Raw genomic sequence first — 17,423 nt, 5'->3', positions numbered from 1 at the left:
TTGACGCAAACCTCTTGATCACCGCGGGCTGCCGGGGGCCGGAGGGGTGCGGGGTGGGGTGGGGGATTGGGGTGGGGTGGGTGGGCGGGCTAGGGTGCGGTGGCATGAGCAGTGAGATTCCGGCCCGCGCGGACGTGGTCATCGTCGGTGCCGGGCACAACGGTCTGGTCTCCGCGATCCTGCTGGCCCGCGCCGGTCTGGACGTCCTCGTGTTGGAGGCCGCCACGGTCATCGGCGGCGCCACCCGTACCGAGAACCCGTTCCCCAGGGTGCCGGGGCTGCGCCACTCCACCGGCTCGTACCTGCTCGGGCTGATGCCTCCGGAGCTGCTCGCCACGCTCGACGTCCGGATCCCGGTGCTGCGTCGGGACCCGCACTACTTCCTCCCCACCCCGGGTGGGCTCGGCTCGCCGTACCTCCTCTTCGGCAGTGACACCACCGCCACCCGGGCGCAGCTCGCCGAGTTCTTCTCCCCCGCCGACGTGGCCGCCGACGACGCGATGCAGGCCGAGCTGGCCGCGCTGCGGGAAGACCTCGCCCCGGCCTGGCTGGCGGAGCCGCTGACCGTCGAGGAGACCGCCGAGCGGCACGTCCGCCCGGAGCTGCGTCAGGTCTTCGTCGACCTCGTGCGGGGCTCGGTCGCCGACTACCTGGCCCGCTTCGAGTTCCGCTCCGAGCTGCTGGTCAGCATGTACGCGGTCACCGACGGCCTGTCCGGGCTCAACGCCGGCCCGGACGACCCCGGGACGGGCCACAACTTCCTCGTCCACAACATGTGCCGACTGCCCGGATCCGGTGGCACCTGGATGATCGCCGAAGGTGGGATGGGCACCGTCTCCCGGACGTTCGCCGACGCGGCGCGTGCCGCCGGAGCGACCATCCGCACCGGTACGCCTGTGCACGCGGTGACCCTGGACGGCGGCGCGGCGAACGGAGTGGTGCTGGCCGACGGTCGAGAGGTCGCCGCCCGGGTGGTGCTCGGCGCGTGTGACCCGTACACCCTGATGGGCCTGTTGCCCGACGGCGCGCTCCCGGCGCGTCTCGGCGAACGGATGGCGGCGGTCCGCCGGCCCGGCACCACCCTCAAGCTCAACCTGGCGCTCACCGGGCTGCCCCGGTTCTCCTGTCTGCCGGACGGGACGCCGAGCCCGTTCGGCTCGACCATCCACCTGCTGCCCGGGCCGGCGTCGCTTGTCGGCGGCGAGGCGACCTCGCCGATGACCGCGCTGCGGGCCATGTGGGCGGACGTGCAGGCCGGGTTGCTGCCGGCGGAGCCCACCATCGAGTGGTACCTGCACACCACCGTCGACCCGTCGCTCTCCGACGCCGCCGGGCACCACTCGTCGGCGCTCTTCGTCCAGTCCGTCCCCTACGAGCTGGCCGGCACCACCTGGGACGCGGAGCTGCCCGGTTACGTCGACCGGCTCATCGGGATCGTCGAGCGGTACGCGCCCGGCACCGGCGACCTGATCGCCGACGCGGTGCCCCTGCCGCCGCCCGGTATCGAGGCGCACTTCGGCATCAGCGGCGGCCACATCCACCACGTCGACAACACCGTCTCGTTCACCGACCGGATGCCGTACGCCACCGGCGTCGACGGCGTGTACGCCGGCAGCGCCGGCTGCCACCCGGCCGGCAGCGTCATCGGCGCGGCCGGCCACAACGCCGCCCGCCGCATCCTCAGCGACCTAGGTCGCTGACCGGCCCCGGCTGGGGCGGTCGGAGGGCCGGAGGTCACCCGGCCCCCCGATCAGGTAGAAGCCGACGAGCAGCAGGTACGCGCACAGGCTGAGGATGGGGTCGACGAAGACGATGGCGAAGGCGACCAGGTAGAACAGGGGCTTCAGCGCTATCCGCCGTGCGATGGTCCTGGCCAGCCGGGGGTCCAGGTCCGGGTGGAGGAGTCCGTGCCGACGGGCCCACCACCACGTCAGGTTGACGGAGATCGCCTCACCGAGCACGGTGCCGACGTAGAGGGCGGCGGTCAGCCGCTGCTCGGTCGGACTGCCGCGCAGATTGTCCGACAGCAGATCGGCGGTGAACGGGATCGTGGCGATGAAGAGCAGGACGAGCAGGTTGAAGACCAGCAGCATCTGGTCGACCCGGGCCACGTACCGCCACAGGTTGTGGTGGGCGAGCCACACCTGCCCGGCGATCGCGAAGGTGATCACGTACGCCAGGTAGGACGGCCAGGCGTGGGCCAGGGCGTCCGGGAGCTCTCGCCCGCTCTCCCTGGCCGGACCGGTCTGGAGCAGTTCGACGGCCATCACCGTCAGCACGACCCCGAAGACGCCGTCGCTGAACGTCTCCACCCGGCCAGCGTCCCGGATCTTCTCCCGGCCGCGCCCGTACCGGTACGCGATCTCCCCCGCCACCCACGCCCCCATGCCCGGTTGCCGCCGGCCCGCGGGGTGCGCCGCCGGCCCGCCGGGTGCGGCCGTCACGAGCACCCCACCCGCGATCGTGCACTTTCCGTCGCCGTCATGGGGCGATTGGCGCGCTTTGCTGCCACGGAAAGTGCATGATCGCGAAGGTGGAGTGGGATCAGATGACCGCTTCGCCGGCGGGGGCGGGGGTTTCCGCGTCCACCCGGTGGGCTCGCACCTTGTGGCCGACGCTGGTCAGGCAGCGGCCGCTGGGCAGGTCGAAGCGCCAGCCGTGGAGTTGGCAGGTGAGCTGGTCACCGTCGACGATGCCGAAGCGGGTCAGGTCCGCCTTCAGGTGCGGGCAGCGCCGCTGCACCACCCAGTCGCCCAACGTGATGTCCTCGGCGTCGGTGCTGCGCTCGTGCTCGTCGTACCAGCCCTCGGCGTACTGGAGGCGCTCCTCGGAGAGGCACTTGAAGAACGCGTAGACGAACTCGTTGTACTGGCCGATCCGGGCCGCCGAGAACCGGCAGGACAGGAAGAGCGAGTTGACCCAGTCCACCTCGTCGATGAAGAGCAGGTGCTCGACCAAGGACCGCTCCATCCGGAAGCGGTAGCGGACCTTCTCGTCCGCGTACGGTCGGACCTCCTTGCCCGGGAAGTCCACCACGATGGATTCGACGCTCTCAGCGTCGTAGCCGACCAGGTCGAAACGGACCGGGCCGCCGACACCCTTGGCCAGGTAGATCGACTCGTCGAGCAGCGGCTCGATCCGACGCTTCATCTCACCGAGCACATCCACCTCGGGGTGCCGCCAGGACGCCTTCTCCGCCTCGATGACCGGGCGCTTGCGCTCCCGCATCTCCTCCAGGTGGGCGACCTTGTTGGCGAAGAACTCCTCCACCGGCACCGGGTGGGTGGTGCTCGCGCCCTCGGTGGTGACCTCGGCGACGCTGCCCGGCAGCAGCACGATCCCGTTGGTGCCGCCGACCTTCGCGTACTCCGACAGGAACACGGACTGGTCCGGGAAGATGTTGCCCTCGTCGCCGTGGATGTCGTTGAACTGCCACAACTCGTCGTCGAGGAAACACGGCGGGCCGGCGATCGGGAAGACGTGCGACGCCTTCAGGTCGTCGATGTAGCGCCAGGTCCGGTCGAACTGCCGGTCCCGCTTCTGCTTGCCGAACGCGGTCTTCGCCGCCTGCGGCAGCTCGTAGACCATCGGGTACCAGATGGCCCCGGAGAACTGGAGCAGGTGCGCGTGCACGTGCCCCAACTCGGCGAAGACGCTCAGGTCGGTGGGGCGGGCGTCGTTCTGGTTGAGCAACCGCACCCCGTCGTACTCGACCCAGAGCGAGGAGTCGCCGATCGGCCCGTCGGTCGGGCTGGTCAACGCCTGGATCATGATCTTCAGGCCGCCGGGCAGCTCCACCACCTGCTCGTTGGGCGCCTTGAGGAACGTGGTGAAGCCCAGCGCCCGGAACTCGTCCTCCATCTCCGAGGTGGGGAACTCGGGGAGCAAAACCGTGGCGTCCTTCGAGACGAAGTCGCGCAGGTGCTTCGCGTCGAAGTGGTCCCGGTGCAGGTGGGAGACGTACAGGTAGTCGACCTGCCCCAGGGTCTCCCAGTCCAGCAGAGAATTGTCCGGGAAGGGGAACCACGACGCGAAGTAGGCCGGGTTGACCCACGGGTCGCACAGGATGCTGCCCGCAGCCGTGTCGATCCGCATGCTGGCGTGCCCGGTTCCGGTCACTCGCACCGCACAGTCCCCCTCAAACAGACAATCAGGTGTACGCCAAACGCTACCGGAGCGAGTCTGACCGCCACCCCGCGACGCCGGTAGTGCCGTCCAGCCGAGCTGGGCAGGGGCCGATGGCCAGGAAACCCCCACCCCACCGCACCGCGCACGAGGCGTGCCAGACTAACCAAAGATCCGATCGCGAGGGAAGGACCGACAGTGGCAGGAAGCGAGCCGGTAACGTCGCCAGACCAGCACAAGCCCGGGCACCGCAGGGCCGGGCAGATCGGCGCCGTGCTGTCCGCACTGGCGCTGCTGGCGATGATCTGCGGCAACCACGAGGGCAGGGTCGAGGACATCTGGCTGATCGGCCTGGCCGCGCTGCTGCTGATCATCGTGATCGGCGATGTGGTGCTGCGGCGCAGCGGTCTGCGTTCCTGACCCGACCCACCGCCGGACGACCGGCCGACGTACGCCGAGGGCCCGCCCCCACCGGGGGACGGGCCCTCGTCCGTACGCTCGGGTCAGCGCCCGAAGAGGATGTCCTGCACGTCCTTGAGCGCGGCGTCGACCTCGGCCTCGAAGTAGCCACCCGGCACCAGGCCGAACCGCAGCGTGTCCAGGTCCTTCGGGTCGACCGGCATCGGGTTGCGGCGCTGCATGCCACCGAGCAGGGTGTCGAAGAAGCGGTCCACCTGGTCGGGGTCGTACCCGCTGCCGAACCGGCGCACCTGGAAGCTGCGGCGGATCTGGTCCACCCGGTACAGGTCACTGCCGGGCGGACCGGCCATCGGAGGGCCACCCATCGGCGGACCGGCCATCGGAGGGCCGCCCATCGGGGGGCCACCCATCGGCGGACCGGCAACCGCGGGCGGGCCGGCCATCGGCGGGCCGCCCATGCCCTGCTGCGGCAGCGGAGGCGGACCGCCCGGACCACGGCGCATGTCGCGCAGGTCCCGTTCCGGCATCCGGATCTCCGCCGTCATGTCGGTGCGGCCGTGCCGGCCGGCCTCGAAGCCGTCGAAACGCGGCTCCTCCGGCGGCGGCGGATAACCGCCGGGCGCACGCTGGTCGTCGGGGCCGTAACCGCCACGCTTGTCGTCCGGGCCGTAACCACCGGGCGCGCGCTGGTCGTCCGGGCCGTACCCACTGGGGCCGGCGGGCAGGCCACGCTGCGGCATGCCGTGGCCGCCCATCGGGCCGGGACCCATCGGACCACCGGGGCCCATCGGGGGACCGGCCGGGCCACGGGGCGCGTCGTAACCACCGCCGCGCGGGGCGTCGTACCCACCGGCGAAGGCACCTGTCGGCTCGTCGTAACGGCCGTAGGGCGGGCCGGCCTGCGCGGGCATCGGCCGGGGCGGCATCGGCTGCGGGACCATGCCCCGGTCGTCACGCATCGGCGGACCCATTCGGTCCGGTGGGCCCATCCGGTCACCCATCCGGGGGTCGCCACCGCGCCCGGCGCTGTTGCGCTCCTCCAGCTCGGCCAGCTGCCGCTCGACCCGGTCCAGGTGAAGGTCGACCTGCCACTCGTCGTAGCCGTTGAAGCGGACCCGGAAGACGACGTCATGAACCTCCTGGGAGGCCACCGGGGCGCCGACCTGTCGGCCGTCGAGCGTCGCCTCGACCCGGTCGAGGAAGGCATCCACCTCGTCGACCTTGTATCCCCGGCGGAGCGCCTTGCGCCGGAAACGCTGACCCTGACTCGCCACTATGTCTCCTGGTCTCGTTCGCCACGCCCGGTCACGCCGGTGCCTCTCCGGCGCGGTCGGTGTTGGTGTCGTTGTCCTCGGCGGCGGCGAGCTGGCCACACGCGCCGTCGATCTCGCGACCTCGGGTGTCCCGAACTGTGGTGGACACCCCGGCGTCGCGCAACCGCCGGACGAACTCCCGCTCGACCGGCTTCGGGCTCGCGTCCCAGCGGCTGCCCGGCGTCGGATTGAGCGGAATGAGGTTCACGTGGGCCAACTTGCCGGCCAGCAGCCGCCCGAGCAGGTCGGCTCGCCACGGCTGGTCGTTCACGTCCTTGATCATCGCGTACTCGATAGACACGCGACGGCCCGTCCGGGCGGCGTAGTCCCACGCTGCGTCCAGCACCTCGGCTACCTTCCAGCGCTGGTTTACCGGCACGAGTTCGTCGCGCAGATCATCATCAGGCGCGTGCAACGACAGCGCAAGGGTCACAGAGAGGTCTTCGCTGGCCAGTCGGTGGATGGCCGGAACCAGGCCGACCGTGGAAACGGTGATGTGCCGCTGGGACAGGCCGAGCCCCTCCGGGGCCGGGCTGACCAGCCGACGGATCGCCGCGATCACCCGGTTGTAGTTGGCAAGCGGCTCGCCCATGCCCATGAAGACGACGCGCGACAGCCTCGGCGGGGAACCCGCGACCACGCCGGACGCCGCCACCCCGGCCATGTACACCGCCTGGTCGACGATCTCCGCCGTCGACAGGTTGCGGGTCAATCCGGCCTGGCCGGTCGCGCAGAACGGGCAGGCCATGCCGCATCCCGCCTGGCTGGAGATGCAGACGGTCACCCGGTCCGGATAGCCCATCAGCACGCTCTCCACGAGCGCACCGTCGTGCAGCCGCCAGAGCGCCTTGCGGGTCGCGCCGTCGTCGCAGGCCAACTCGCGCACCGGGTGGAGCAGCGTCGGCAGCAACTGGTCAGCCAGTCGCTCCCGGGTCGCCGCGGGCAGATCGGTCATCGCCTGCGGGTCGCGGACCAACCGCCCGAAGTAGTGGTTGGAGACCTGCTTGGCGCGGAAGGCCGGCTCCCCCAACCCGGTGACCAACGCCTGGCGGCCGGCCAGGTCCAGGTCAGCGAGGTGCTGAGGGGGCATCGAGGCCCGGCGCGCGGCGGGGGCGACCGAGATGGCGGGAATCAGGGGCAGGCTCGTCATGGCTGGTCCAGTGTGTCACGCCGCCGGCGTCGGGTGCCGCTCCGGAGGTGTCGAACGGGCCGCGACCGCCGGAGCTGGACGGCCAGGTTGACGTGACTCATCCCTCAGCTCACCACCGGCACGAGGACCGCCAACAGCAGGTAGGCCGTCGGCACCGCGAACAGGATGGAGTCCAGGCGGTCCATCAGACCGCCGTGGCCGGGCAGCAGGTTGCTCATGTCCTTCACGCCGAGGTCCCGCTTGATCATCGACTCGGCCAGGTCGCCGAGGACCGCCGCGCAGGAGACAGCCACCCCGAACAGCGCACCCCACCAGGGGGCCACGTCGAACATCAGCCACAGCAGCAACGCGCTGCCCAGGGCCGCCGCGGTGACCGAACCGGCGAAGCCCTCCCAGGACTTCTTCGGGCTGATCGACGGGGCCATCGGGTGCTTGCCGAACGAGACGCCGGCCGCGTACCCGCCGGTGTCGGAGAGGACCACCCCGACCAGGGTGGCAAGGATGCGCAGCGGCCCGTCGTCGGGGGCCGCCGCCAACAACGCCGCGAAACCGGCGAGGAACGGCACGTAGACGGCGATCAGGGTGGCCGCGGTGAGATCCCGCTGGAAGCCGGCCGGCCCGTCACCCAACCGCCAGATCATGGTGCCCAGCACCGTCACCAGCAGGCCCAGGCTGAGCGCGTCCGGGCCCGCGAACCAGGCCAGGCCCACGGTCAACACGCCACCGGCGATCAACGGCACCAGCGGCGGGTGCGCCCCACTGCGTCGCACCGCGCGGGCCATCTCCCAGATGCCGACGGCCACCGCGGCGGCGATCACCGGCAGGAACGCCAGCGGGTAGACGACGAGCGGCACCACGATCAGCGCGCCGAGGCCGAGCCCCACCCCGATCGCCGCCGGAAGGTTGCGCCCGGCCCGCCCGGTGCCCACCTGCTGGGTGGCCGGTCGGTCGAGGCTGGCCCGCCGTCGCCCCTTCGGCCGTCGACCGGCCGTCGGCTCCGGCTCCGGCTCGACCGCCGGATCCGGCCCGATCTCGGCCCCGATGGGCGCCAACTGCGCGGTCGGGTAGTCGGCGTCGTCGTCACGGCGTACCGGCCCGTCGAACGGCCCTGGGCCGTCGAACCGGCCGGGCCCGTCGGGACGGGGGCGGCTGCCGTAGGGAGGTGGAGCACCGTCCGGCGCGCGGTCACCGTAGCGGTCACCGCGACCCCGGTCGTCGTACCTGTCGGGCTGGTTGCGGTCGTCCACGTGCCGGTCACGACCGTCGAAACGGTCATGCCGGTCACGGTCGTCGAAACGGTCGTCCGGCCGGACCGGGCGGCCACGCTCGTCGTACGGGTCCATCGGGTGCGGGTCCGCATACGGCCGGGCCTGCGGGTCGGCGTACAGCTCGGGGCCGGCGGCCGGACGGCGGCTCCAGCGGCCCGCCTCCAACTCCTGGTCCGGCCAGGGCAGCGCCACCGGGCGCTCCGGCCGGTCCCAGTTGCGAGGCTCACTGCCGTAGGGGTCGGGGTGGGACATCACGCACCGCGACGCGGCACGAGAACCACCACATGACGCAAGACCACAAGCATCCCCTACACGTGCGATGTTCCTCCGATTGACCGCCCCGACGGTCGGTCGATCCCCGGTGTTCACCGCCCGGTGGCCGGGAATCCTGCCGAGCCTACTGCACACACCGCACCGGCACGGCGGACGAGGCACGCCGACGGACGGCACCCCCGCCGCCGGCCCGACCCGAGATACGGCACGAGGCCCGTCCCCACGTCGGGGAACGGGCCTCGGAGCAGCTCACCCGCCACGTGGCGGACGATCACACCTCGAGCAGCTCGGTTTCCTTGTGCTTCACCAGATCGTCGATGCTGGCCACGTACCGCTGGGTCAGGTCGTCGAGTTCCTTCTCGGCGCGGCGACCGTCGTCCTCGCCGGCCTCGCCGTCCTTAACGATCCGGTCCAGCTCCTCCTTGCCACGGCGGCGGACGTTGCGGACCGCCACCTTGGCCTCCTCGCCCTTGTGTCGCGCCACCTTGATCATGTCGCGGCGGCGCTCCTCGGTCATCTGCGGGAGCAGGATGCGCAGCTGCGTGCCCTCGTTGTTCGGGTTCACCCCGAGGTCCGAGTCGCGGATCGCCTTCTCCATGGCGTTGATCTGCGAGTTGTCGTACGGCTTGATGATGGCCATCCGCGGCTCGGGGATCGCGATGGACGCCATCTGCGTCAGCGGCGTGGGCGTGCCGTAGTAGTCAATGATGACCTTGGAGAACATGGCGGGGTTGGCGCGCCCGGTACGGATGGCGCCGAACTCCTCCTTGGCGTGCTCGACCGCACGCTCCATCTTCTCCTCGGCCTCGAGGAGGGTGTCGTCGATCACCGGTCTCCTCGCCTCCTTCTGTGCTCGTCGTGGGCTCTGCTGAAAGTCGTCAGACCGCGCTGCCGTCGTCGCCGTCGGCGGGACTCAGGCGGTGATCAGGGTGCCGATCTTGTCGCCACCCACCGCGCGGATGATGGTGTCGTCACCCTGCGCGCCAAAGACCAGCATCGGCAGGCCGTTCTCCATGCAGAGGCTGAACGCCGCCGCGTCGGCCACCCGCAGGTTGCGGCGCAGCACCTCGGAGAAGGTGATCGAGTCGAGCTTGCTGGCGGTGGGGTCGATCCGGGGGTCGGCGGTGTAGACGCCGTCCACGCCGTTCTTGCTCATCAGCACCACGTCGGCCCGGATCTCCAGCGCCCGCTGGGCGGCCACCGTGTCGGTGGAGAAGTACGGCATCCCGGCGCCGGCGCCGAAGATGACCACGCGGCCCTTCTCCAGGTGCCGGATGGCACGCAGCGGAATGTACGGCTCGGCGACCTGGGCCATCGTGATGGCGCTCTGCACCCGGGTCTCGATGCCCTCCTTCTCCAGGAAGTCCTGGAGCGCGAGGCAGTTCATCACGGTGCCGAGCATGCCCATGTAGTCGGCGCGGGCCCGGTCCATCCCACGCTTCTGCAACTCCGCGCCGCGGAAGAAGTTGCCGCCGCCGACCACCACGGAAACCTGCACGCCGCGGCGGACCACGGTGGCGATCTGCCGGGCGATGGCCTGGACGACGTCCGGGTCGACGCCGATCGCGCCGCCACCGAAGACCTCACCGGAGAGCTTCAGCACCACCCGGCGGGCACGCCCCGGCGGCGGTGCCGTCGGGTCGTCCAGCTCCAGCGTCCGGTCACTCACAACCTGCGTCATCCGCCCCGCCCTTCCCCACGCGCACGCCCCGTGCGGCGCGTACCGCGAACCTGCCGCTGCTGACCCTATGTGACGAGGAGGCCGCGGTGCCTGTCACGTACACCGGCGGCCTCCTCGTTGACGTCTTCTGCCCACGGGCACGCGGGGCGCCCGATGGCGGCTCAGGCCTGGCCGACCTCGAACCGCACGAAGCGGGTGACCTCGATGCCGGCCTCGGCCAGCAGCTGCTTCACCGACTTCTTGTTGTCGGCCACCGACGACTGCTCGATCAGGACGAAGTCCTTGAAGAAGGAGTTCACCCGACCCTCGATGATCTTCGGCAGGGCCGCCTCGGGCTTGTTCTCCTCGCGGGCGGTCTGCTCGGCGATGCGCCGCTCGGACTCGACGACCTCAGCCGGAACCTCGTCCCGGGTGAGGTACTTCGGCCGCATCGCGGCGATCTGCATGGCCACACCACGGGCGTCGGCGTCGCCGGCCTCGTCGCTCTTGCCGGTGTACGACACCAGCACGCCGACGGCCGGCGGCAGGTCCTGGGCCTTGCGGTGCAGGTAGATGGCGATGGTGCCCTCGACCCGGGCGAACCGGTTGAGCACCAGCTTCTCGCCGATCTTGGCAGACTGCTCCTGGATCAGGTCCGCGACGACCTTGCCGTCGAGCTCGGTGGCGAGCAGCTCCTCGGCGGAGTTCACGCCGGAGCGGTCACCGTGCTCGACCAACTGCTGGGCCAGCGCGATGAACGAGTCGGTCTTGGCGACGAAGTCGGTCTCGCAGTTCAGCTCCAGCAGCGACTTGCCGGAGTGGGCGACCAGGCCGTTCGCGGCCGTGCGGCCGGCCCGCTTGCCGACGTCCTTGGCGCCCTTGACGCGCAGGATCTCGACGGCCTTGTCGAAGTCGCCCTCGGCCTCGGTCAGCGCCTTCTTGCTGTCCATCATGCCGGCGCCGGTGAGGTCGCGGAGCTTCTTGACGTCCGCGGCGGTGATTTGGGACATGGCTCTCTCTTCGGTGTTGAGACGGCGTGTGGATGGTCAGAGGTGCCGGTTACCCGGATCCGGGCGGATCGTGCCCGGCGTACCGCCGCTGCCCACCGTTCGTGAAAACGGACGGCGGGCAGCGGCGGTGCGATCACTCCGCGGTGGCGGCCGCCGGCTGCTCGGTGGTGGCCTGCGCCGGCTGCTCCGGGGTGGTGGCGGCCTGCTCGGCCGGGGCGGCCGACTCGTCGGCCTTCTTCGGCTCGAGCAGCTCGCGCTCCCACTCGGTCAGCGGCTCGTCGCTGGCGACACCCTCGGGCTTCTCGTCGTTGCCCCGGCGACGGCCGGAACGCGCGATCAGGCCATCCGCGACGGCGGCGGCGACGACCTTGGTCAGCAGCTCGGCCGAGCGGATCGCGTCGTCGTTACCCGGGATCGGGAAGTCGACCTCGTCCGGGTCACAGTTGGTGTCCAGCACCGCGATGACCGGGATGCCCAGCTTGCGGGCCTCGTCGACGGCGATGTGCTCCTTCTTGGTGTCGACGATCCAGACCGCGGCGGGAAGCTTCTGCATGTCCCGCAGACCACCGAGGGTGCGGGTCAGCTTGATCTTCTCGCGGGAGAGCTGCAGGGTCTCCTTCTTGGTGTAACCGGCGGCGGTGCCGCTCAGGTCACCCAGGCCCTCCAGCTCCTTCATCCGCTGGAGCCGCTTGTACACGGTCTGGAAGTTGGTCAGCATGCCACCGAGCCAGCGGTGGTTGACGTACGGCTGGCCGACCCGGGTCGCCTGCTCGGCGATGGCCTCCTGGGCCTGCTTCTTGGTGCCGACGAACAGGATGCTGCCACCCTCGGCAACGGTTCCACGCACGAACTCGTACGCCTTCTCGATGTAGTCGAGGGTCTGGCGCAGGTCGATGATGTAGATGCCGTTGCGCTCGGTCATGATGAAGCGCTTCATCTTCGGGTTCCAGCGCCGGGTCTGGTGCCCGAAGTGGACACCGCTCTCCAGCAGCTGACGCATGGTCACGACGGCCATGGTGGGGGTACTCCTCAAGGTCCCTGGTTGTCACGCCCGGCCGGTGGCCGGGCGTCCTGGTGCCTGGTCGCCGACCCATGGTGGACCCGACCAAGATCGGGACCAGGGAGGCCGTCGCTCCACGACGATTCGTGAAGAGGGCACGCGAGGTCGACCGCACGAGGCGGTCGCCAGTTGGCCAGTGTACGCCCCTCACCCGTTCAGCCGCCCCGGGGTGCGCGCGGGGTGCCGCTCCGCCGCTTCCGCCGTTGTTGCGGGAAAGATCGCGCTCGTTCATGGAAATAGTGGCCTCCGCGTCACCGGAGGCCACTATTTCCTGGTTACTGCCCGATCGTCAGCGCGCGCCGGGCCGGTGGCGCGCCGGGGTGGCGGCGCGCCGGGTCGGGCCGGGTCAGCCGGCGGCGAGCGCGGCTGCCACGAAGAGCACCAGGCCGACGGTCAGGTAGGCCGTCGGCGGGCGCAGCCAGCCCCGACCGTTGTCGGCGAGCGACAGGCCGCCGGTCCGTAGCCCGTACAGCCCGATCGCGAAGATCGGGAGGCCGGCGACCAGGGCGATGCCCACCACCACGTTCCCGGCGTTCACCGGGTCGCCGGTCACGCCCGCCAGCAGCACGCGCAGCGCGGGGACCTCGAAGATCAGAACCAACAGCGCGAAGAGTACGGCCAGCACCGGTCGACGGGTCCGATAGACGCCGTCGACGGCCGGCGGGTACACCGCTGGCTCGCCGCTGGGCAGGTCAGGGCGAGGCCCGATCCCCGGCATCGGACCGGTCGGCATCTCCAGCGGGTGCGGCGTGTCGCTGGCACCACGGGTCGGCTCGACGATCGGGTACCCACCGAGCGAAGCGGGACGAGCCTGCTCAGCCAGCACACTGGCCGGCGCGACCGGTGTCGCTGTGGCGTCCCGGGCAGTCTCCGGCGCGACGTCGGTCAGCGGAGACCCCGCTGCGGTCGCCTCGCGGGCGGCCCGGCGACCGGGCAGCTCACCGGAGGTCTCGGAGGGGTCCCGGTCCGCCCTCCGCGAGCGGGTGGCCCGGTAACCGTCCACCTCCGGCCGGGCGGCGCCCAACGGGTCCACCGCGCCGAAGCGCCCCGAATCAGCCTCACCGACCCCGAACCGACCGTTCTGGTCATCCACGGCACCGAAGCGACCCGAGTCCGGCTCCGGCGCACCGAAACGACCCGCGTCCACCGCACTCAGACGACCCGAGTCCGACTCCGGCGTACCACCGAAGCGGCTCGCGTCGACGGCGCCGAAGCGTCCCGGGTCCGGCTCGCGGCGGCGGCCGACGCCGGTGTCCTCGACGGAGCGGCCGTCCTCCGCGCCACGCTGCTCGGGAATCTCGGTGTCCCGGTACCGGGGTTCACCCGCGCCGCGCCACTCCGACTCGCCGTAACCTCGACCCCGCTCGTCGGGGTACCAGCGCGACTCCTGATCTTCCGGAAAACTCCGTCGTCCGTCCACGTCAGGCACCGTATGCGACCCGCCACCCCCGCGCCATTTCAGCCCCCGCACCCGCACCCCGCACCCGCACCCACCACCTTGATCAAGTGATGAGAAGTAGGTCTCAGGACCGCTCGCCGACCTACTTCTCATCACCTGATCAAGGAGACGTCACCTGAGAGCGGCGAGCCGCGCTCTGAGTGGGCCCAACGCCGCTAGCACAGCTCGGGCATGATCGGCCGGTTGTCCACAGCAGCCCCGTTGTCCACAGCTGGGCCGCCGCCGGGTCGCGGCGATCGTGCTGCGGCGGGCACCGTGCCGTGCATGACGAAGCGGAACCAGGCGGTTGGCGCGTACGGCGAGCGGTGTGCGGCCCGGCACCTGACCGAGGCGGGGCTGCGCCCCATCGCCACGAACTGGCGCTGTCCGGCCGGGGAGATCGACATCATCGCGTGGGACGGGCCCGTGCTCGCCTTCTGCGAGGTGAAGACCCGCCGGGGTACGGGCTTCGGCACCCCGGCCGAGGCGGTCGTGCCAGCCAAGGCCCGCCGGCTGCGCGGGCTCGCCGCACGATGGCTGACCGAGACCGGTACGACCGCCGAGGAGGTGCGCTTCGACGTGCTGTCGGTGCTGCTGCCCGACACCGGCCCGGCGCAGGTAGACCATCTCAAGGGCGCGTTCTGACATGCGTACCCGAAACATCGGTGACGCACGGTGAGCTACGCGAAGGTGCTCTGCGTGGGGCTGGTCGGGGTGACCGGCCACCTCGTCGAGGTGGAGGCCGACCTGGCCGCCGGCCTGCCAGCGGTGGTGATCTCCGGCCTGCCGGACACCGCCCTGCACGAGGCCCGCGACCGGGTCCGGGCCGCGGTCGTCAACTCCGGCCAGCGTTGGCCGAACCGGCGGATCACCCTCAACCTGCTGCCCGCCACGCTGCCGAAGTTCGGGTCGGCCTTCGATCTGGCCATCGCCGCGGCGCTGCTCGGTGGCTCGGGCGAGCTGCCGCTGCTCCCCCTGGAGGGGGTGGTGGTCCTCGGCGAGTTGGGGCTCGACGGGACGGTCCGGCCGGTGCGGGGCGTGCTCCCGATGGTCGCCGCCGCGGCCCAGGCCGGCGTCGCGCGGGTGATCGTCCCGGTCGGCAACGCCGCCGAGGCCGCCGTCATCCCCGGCGTACGGGTACGAGCGGTGGACACCCTGCACCGGCTGGTCGCCTTCGTCCGGGACGGGACCCCGCTGATCGAGCCTCCGGCGGACGTCCCGACGCCGGTGCTCGGCGGGCCGGATCTCGCCGAGGTCGCCGGGCAGCGGATGGGTCGGCGCGCCCTGGAGGTCGCCGCGGCCGGCGGGCACCACGTGGCACTGCTGGGCCCCCCGGGCGCCGGCAAGACGATGCTCGCCGAACGACTGCCGTCGATCCTGCCCGAGTTGGACGACGACGCGGCGCTTGAGGTCACCGCGCTGCACTCGGTCGCCGGGCTGCTGCCGCCGGGCGGTCGGTTGCTGCGCCGCCCGCCGTTCCAGGCGCCGCACCACACCGCGACCGTGCCGTCGTTGGTCGGTGGCGGCTCCGGGCTGGCCCGACCCGGCGCGGTCTCGCTGGCACACCGCGGGGTGCTGTTCCTGGACGAGGCTCCCGAGTTCAGCAAGGGCGCGCTTGAGGCGCTGCGCCAACCACTGGAACACGGCCACGTCCAGCTGAACCGCAGCGGGGGCGGCACCGTCTACCCGGCCCGTACCCAGCTGGTGTTGGCGGCCAATCCGTGTCCGTGCGCGAAGCCGGCGGGCGACGCGCACTGCGAGTGCAGCCCACTGGTTCGCCGACGGTACCTGGGGAGGCTCTCCGGGCCGCTGCTCGACCGGATCGACGTCCAGGTGCGGCTGATGCCGGTACGGGCGGCCGAGCTGATGGCGACCGACGGCGACGTCGAGCCATCGGCGACGGTCGCCGCCCGGGTGGCGGTGGCCCGGCAGGCGGCGACCACCCGCTGGGCGGACCTCGGCCGGCGGCTCAACGCCGAGGTCGAAGGCCCGCACCTGCGCCGACCGCCGTGGCGACTTCCGGGCCGGGTCACGGTCGAGCTGCGTGGCCGGCTCGACTCCGGCTCGCTGTCGGCGCGCGGCTTCGACCGGGTGATCCGGATGGCCTGGACCATCGCCGATCTGGACGGCCGCGACCGGCCGGACCGCGACGACGTTCGGGAAGCGCTTCAACTACGGACGGGGGAGGCGGCGTGAGCGCCGAGGACGACAGCAGGCTGGCCCGGGTCGCGCTGACCTGGCTGGCGGAGCCGGGCACGCGCGCGGTGCATCACCTGGTCGAGCGGCACGGCCCGGTGGCGACCCTGGACCTGCTGCTCGACGGCGGCAGCCCGGGCGGCCGGCTGCACACCACTGTCGCCGCACGCTCGGCGGCCGGTGACGCGCGGGCGGTGGCGGCTGAGGCCCTGGAGCGGGCGGACCGACTGGGTGCCCGACTCGTCACACCTGACGACGAGGAGTGGCCGAGCCAGGTTGCCAGCCTGGCCGCGTTGCGCCTGCCGGACGTCAGCCGCCGGGTGGACGGTGAGACCGCCCCGCCGCTCTGCTTCTGGGTACGCGGGGGCTGGCCGCTCGGCGAGGCTCTGGACCGCTCGGTGGCCGTGGTGGGCGCGCGGGCGGCCACCGGCTACGGGCAGCACGTCGCGACAGAGTTGGGGTACGGGCTTGCGGAACGGGACTGGACCGTCGTGTCCGGTGGCGCGTTCGGCATCGACGCCGCCGCGCACCGGGGCGCCCTCACCGCTGGCGGTCTGACCGTCGCGGTGCTCGCCTGCGGGCTCGACCGCCCGTACCCGATGGGCAACGCCGCGCTCTTCGACCGGATCGCCGAGACGGGGCTGCTGGTCAGCGAGTGGCCGCCCGGCGCCGAGCCGCTGCGACCCCGGTTCCTGATCCGCAACCGGGTGATCGCCGCGGGCACCCGGGGCACCGTGGTGGTGGAGGCGTCGGCGCGCAGTGGCGCGACGCAGACCGCACGGCGTGCCATCCACGGCAATCGGGTGGCCATGGTGGTGCCGGGGCCGGTGACCTCGGCGATGTCCGTCGGTGCCCACGAGTTCCTGCGCGAGCACGCCAAGGCCCGGTTGGTCACCGGCGTGGCGCACGTGCTGGAGGAGGTGGGTCGGATCGGCGCGGACCTGGCTCCCCCGACGCGTGGACCACAGCGGGCCTCCGACGCCCTGGACGACGACGCGCGGTCACTGTTGGAGGCGCTGCCCCGCCGAGCCGCGATGGGCGTGGACCGGCTGTGCGCCAGGGCGGGTGTCGACGTACGGACGGCGTTGCGCAAGCTGTCGCTGCTTGAGGAGCTGTCCATGGTGGTCCGTCGCGATGACGGCTACGCCCTCGCCCCGCCCGCCAAGACCAAGCGTGCCGCGGAGGCGGGGGCATCCGGCCGGCCGGGCACCTGAGCGGATGCGTCACCGGCCGGCAGGGGTGGGTTGTCGAGCTGCCCGCACCCCCTCGGGTTCGGGACCCCGGCCGGCCGCTACTGCCGGTACCGTGCCCGGTCATGGGTGCAATCAAGCCGTGGCACATCAGCGTGCTCTGCTGTCTCGTCGTGACCGCCGTGCTCGCTGTCGGCCTGGTCGTGTTCCTGGTCAAGAAGAACAACCGCCGCTAGTCCGGTCGACCACGCGACACCGTCGTGTCCGGTGGCGCACCCCGACCGGCCGTAGGCTGGTGCGGTGCCAGCTGTGAGTGAGGG

General features: G+C 71.7%; 15 protein-coding genes. 5 read left to right on the top strand and 10 right to left on the bottom strand.

Annotated elements, in window-relative coordinates; translation table 11 throughout:
• Positions 1 to 104 precede the first annotated feature (104 nt).
• Positions 105 to 1,700: a phytoene desaturase family protein gene (locus tag ACWER9_RS12610; protein WP_452301936.1), complete on the top strand. Its 1,596-nt coding sequence runs from the start codon at positions 105 to 107 to the stop codon at positions 1,698 to 1,700.
• On the opposite strand, the gene ACWER9_RS12605 is transcribed toward ACWER9_RS12610, so the two are convergent.
• Complete coding sequence (locus ACWER9_RS12605; protein ID WP_452301941.1) at positions 1,689 to 2,387, bottom strand: TMEM175 family protein; 699 nt, start codon at positions 2,385 to 2,387, stop codon at positions 1,689 to 1,691. The genes ACWER9_RS12610 and ACWER9_RS12605 overlap by 12 nt on opposite strands.
• A gap of 157 nt (positions 2,388 to 2,544) precedes the next feature.
• Entirely contained in the window at positions 2,545 to 4,125 is a 1,581-nt protein-coding gene (locus tag ACWER9_RS12600; protein ID WP_452301935.1) for a Rieske 2Fe-2S domain-containing protein, read from the bottom strand.
• Between the two features lie 198 nt (positions 4,126 to 4,323).
• On the opposite strand from ACWER9_RS12600, the gene ACWER9_RS12595 reads away from it, so the two are divergent.
• Complete coding sequence (locus tag ACWER9_RS12595; protein WP_278151023.1) at positions 4,324 to 4,545, top strand: DUF2631 domain-containing protein; 222 nt, start codon at positions 4,324 to 4,326, stop codon at positions 4,543 to 4,545.
• Positions 4,546 to 4,628: 83 nt separating this feature from the next.
• Here ACWER9_RS12595 and ACWER9_RS12590 read toward each other — a convergent pair whose 3' ends face one another.
• From ACWER9_RS12590 to ACWER9_RS12555, 8 genes are all read right to left on the bottom strand, one after another.
• Positions 4,629 to 5,819: a DivIVA domain-containing protein gene (locus tag ACWER9_RS12590; RefSeq protein ID WP_452301934.1), complete on the bottom strand. Its 1,191-nt coding sequence runs from the start codon at positions 5,817 to 5,819 to the stop codon at positions 4,629 to 4,631.
• Positions 5,820 to 5,850: 31 nt separating this feature from the next.
• A complete protein-coding gene (gene rlmN / locus ACWER9_RS12585) occupies positions 5,851 to 7,008 on the bottom strand; it encodes a 23S rRNA (adenine(2503)-C(2))-methyltransferase RlmN (protein WP_452301933.1) in 1,158 nt (385 codons plus the stop codon).
• A 104-nt stretch (positions 7,009 to 7,112) separates the two neighbouring features.
• Complete coding sequence (locus ACWER9_RS12580; protein ID WP_452301932.1) at positions 7,113 to 8,528, bottom strand: phosphatidate cytidylyltransferase; 1,416 nt, start codon at positions 8,526 to 8,528, stop codon at positions 7,113 to 7,115.
• A gap of 292 nt (positions 8,529 to 8,820) precedes the next feature.
• Entirely contained in the window at positions 8,821 to 9,378 is a 558-nt protein-coding gene (frr, locus tag ACWER9_RS12575) for a ribosome recycling factor (RefSeq protein WP_452301931.1), read from the bottom strand.
• 84 nt (positions 9,379 to 9,462) lie between these two features.
• Positions 9,463 to 10,230: a UMP kinase gene (gene pyrH, locus ACWER9_RS12570; protein ID WP_030335195.1), complete on the bottom strand. Its 768-nt coding sequence runs from the start codon at positions 10,228 to 10,230 to the stop codon at positions 9,463 to 9,465.
• Positions 10,231 to 10,391: 161 nt separating this feature from the next.
• A complete protein-coding gene (gene tsf, locus ACWER9_RS12565; RefSeq protein WP_452301930.1) occupies positions 10,392 to 11,219 on the bottom strand; it encodes a translation elongation factor Ts in 828 nt (275 codons plus the stop codon).
• Positions 11,220 to 11,352: 133 nt separating this feature from the next.
• On the bottom strand, positions 11,353 to 12,234 hold the full coding sequence (gene rpsB / locus ACWER9_RS12560; RefSeq protein WP_452301929.1) for a 30S ribosomal protein S2: 882 nt from the start codon (positions 12,232 to 12,234) through the stop codon (positions 11,353 to 11,355).
• A 391-nt stretch (positions 12,235 to 12,625) separates the two neighbouring features.
• A complete protein-coding gene (locus ACWER9_RS12555) occupies positions 12,626 to 13,708 on the bottom strand; it encodes a hypothetical protein (RefSeq protein ID WP_452301928.1) in 1,083 nt (360 codons plus the stop codon).
• A gap of 294 nt (positions 13,709 to 14,002) precedes the next feature.
• Between ACWER9_RS12555 and ACWER9_RS12550 the strand changes: the two genes are divergently transcribed.
• The 3 genes from ACWER9_RS12550 to dprA are packed head-to-tail and all read left to right on the top strand — an operon-like array spanning position 14,003 to position 17,127.
• Positions 14,003 to 14,362, top strand: a complete 360-nt coding sequence (locus tag ACWER9_RS12550; protein WP_452301927.1) for a YraN family protein — start codon at positions 14,003 to 14,005, stop codon at positions 14,360 to 14,362.
• 30 nt (positions 14,363 to 14,392) lie between these two features.
• Complete coding sequence (locus tag ACWER9_RS12545) at positions 14,393 to 15,913, top strand: YifB family Mg chelatase-like AAA ATPase (RefSeq protein ID WP_452301926.1); 1,521 nt, start codon at positions 14,393 to 14,395, stop codon at positions 15,911 to 15,913.
• Positions 15,823 to 17,127 carry a DNA-processing protein DprA gene (dprA, locus tag ACWER9_RS12540; protein ID WP_452301940.1) on the top strand — a complete coding sequence of 435 codons (1,305 nt, stop codon included), beginning with the start codon at positions 15,823 to 15,825 and terminating at the stop codon, positions 17,125 to 17,127. The genes ACWER9_RS12545 and dprA overlap by 91 nt, the downstream gene beginning before the upstream one ends.
• Positions 17,128 to 17,423: the final 296 nt, after the last annotated feature.

The sequence above is a fragment of the Micromonospora sp. NPDC003944 genome, from assembly GCF_053605225.1.
Note: the sequence above shows the minus strand (reverse complement) of the source record. Positions and strands in the feature narration are given on the sequence as shown.

Coding starts and splice junctions, on each gene's coding strand:
- ACWER9_RS12550 (WP_452301927.1), top strand. CDS start 14,003: ATGACGAAGCGGAACCAGGCGGTTGGCGCGTACGGCGAGCGGTGTGCG.
- rpsB (WP_452301929.1), bottom strand. CDS start 12,234: ATGGCCGTCGTGACCATGCGTCAGCTGCTGGAGAGCGGTGTCCACTTC.
- rlmN (WP_452301933.1), bottom strand. CDS start 7,008: ATGACGAGCCTGCCCCTGATTCCCGCCATCTCGGTCGCCCCCGCCGCG.
- tsf (WP_452301930.1), bottom strand. CDS start 11,219: ATGTCCCAAATCACCGCCGCGGACGTCAAGAAGCTCCGCGACCTCACC.
- ACWER9_RS12580 (WP_452301932.1), bottom strand. CDS start 8,528: ATGTCCCACCCCGACCCCTACGGCAGTGAGCCTCGCAACTGGGACCGG.
- pyrH (WP_030335195.1), bottom strand. CDS start 10,230: ATGACGCAGGTTGTGAGTGACCGGACGCTGGAGCTGGACGACCCGACG.
- ACWER9_RS12610 (WP_452301936.1), top strand. CDS start 105: ATGAGCAGTGAGATTCCGGCCCGCGCGGACGTGGTCATCGTCGGTGCC.
- ACWER9_RS12605 (WP_452301941.1), bottom strand. CDS start 2,387: ATGGGGGCGTGGGTGGCGGGGGAGATCGCGTACCGGTACGGGCGCGGC.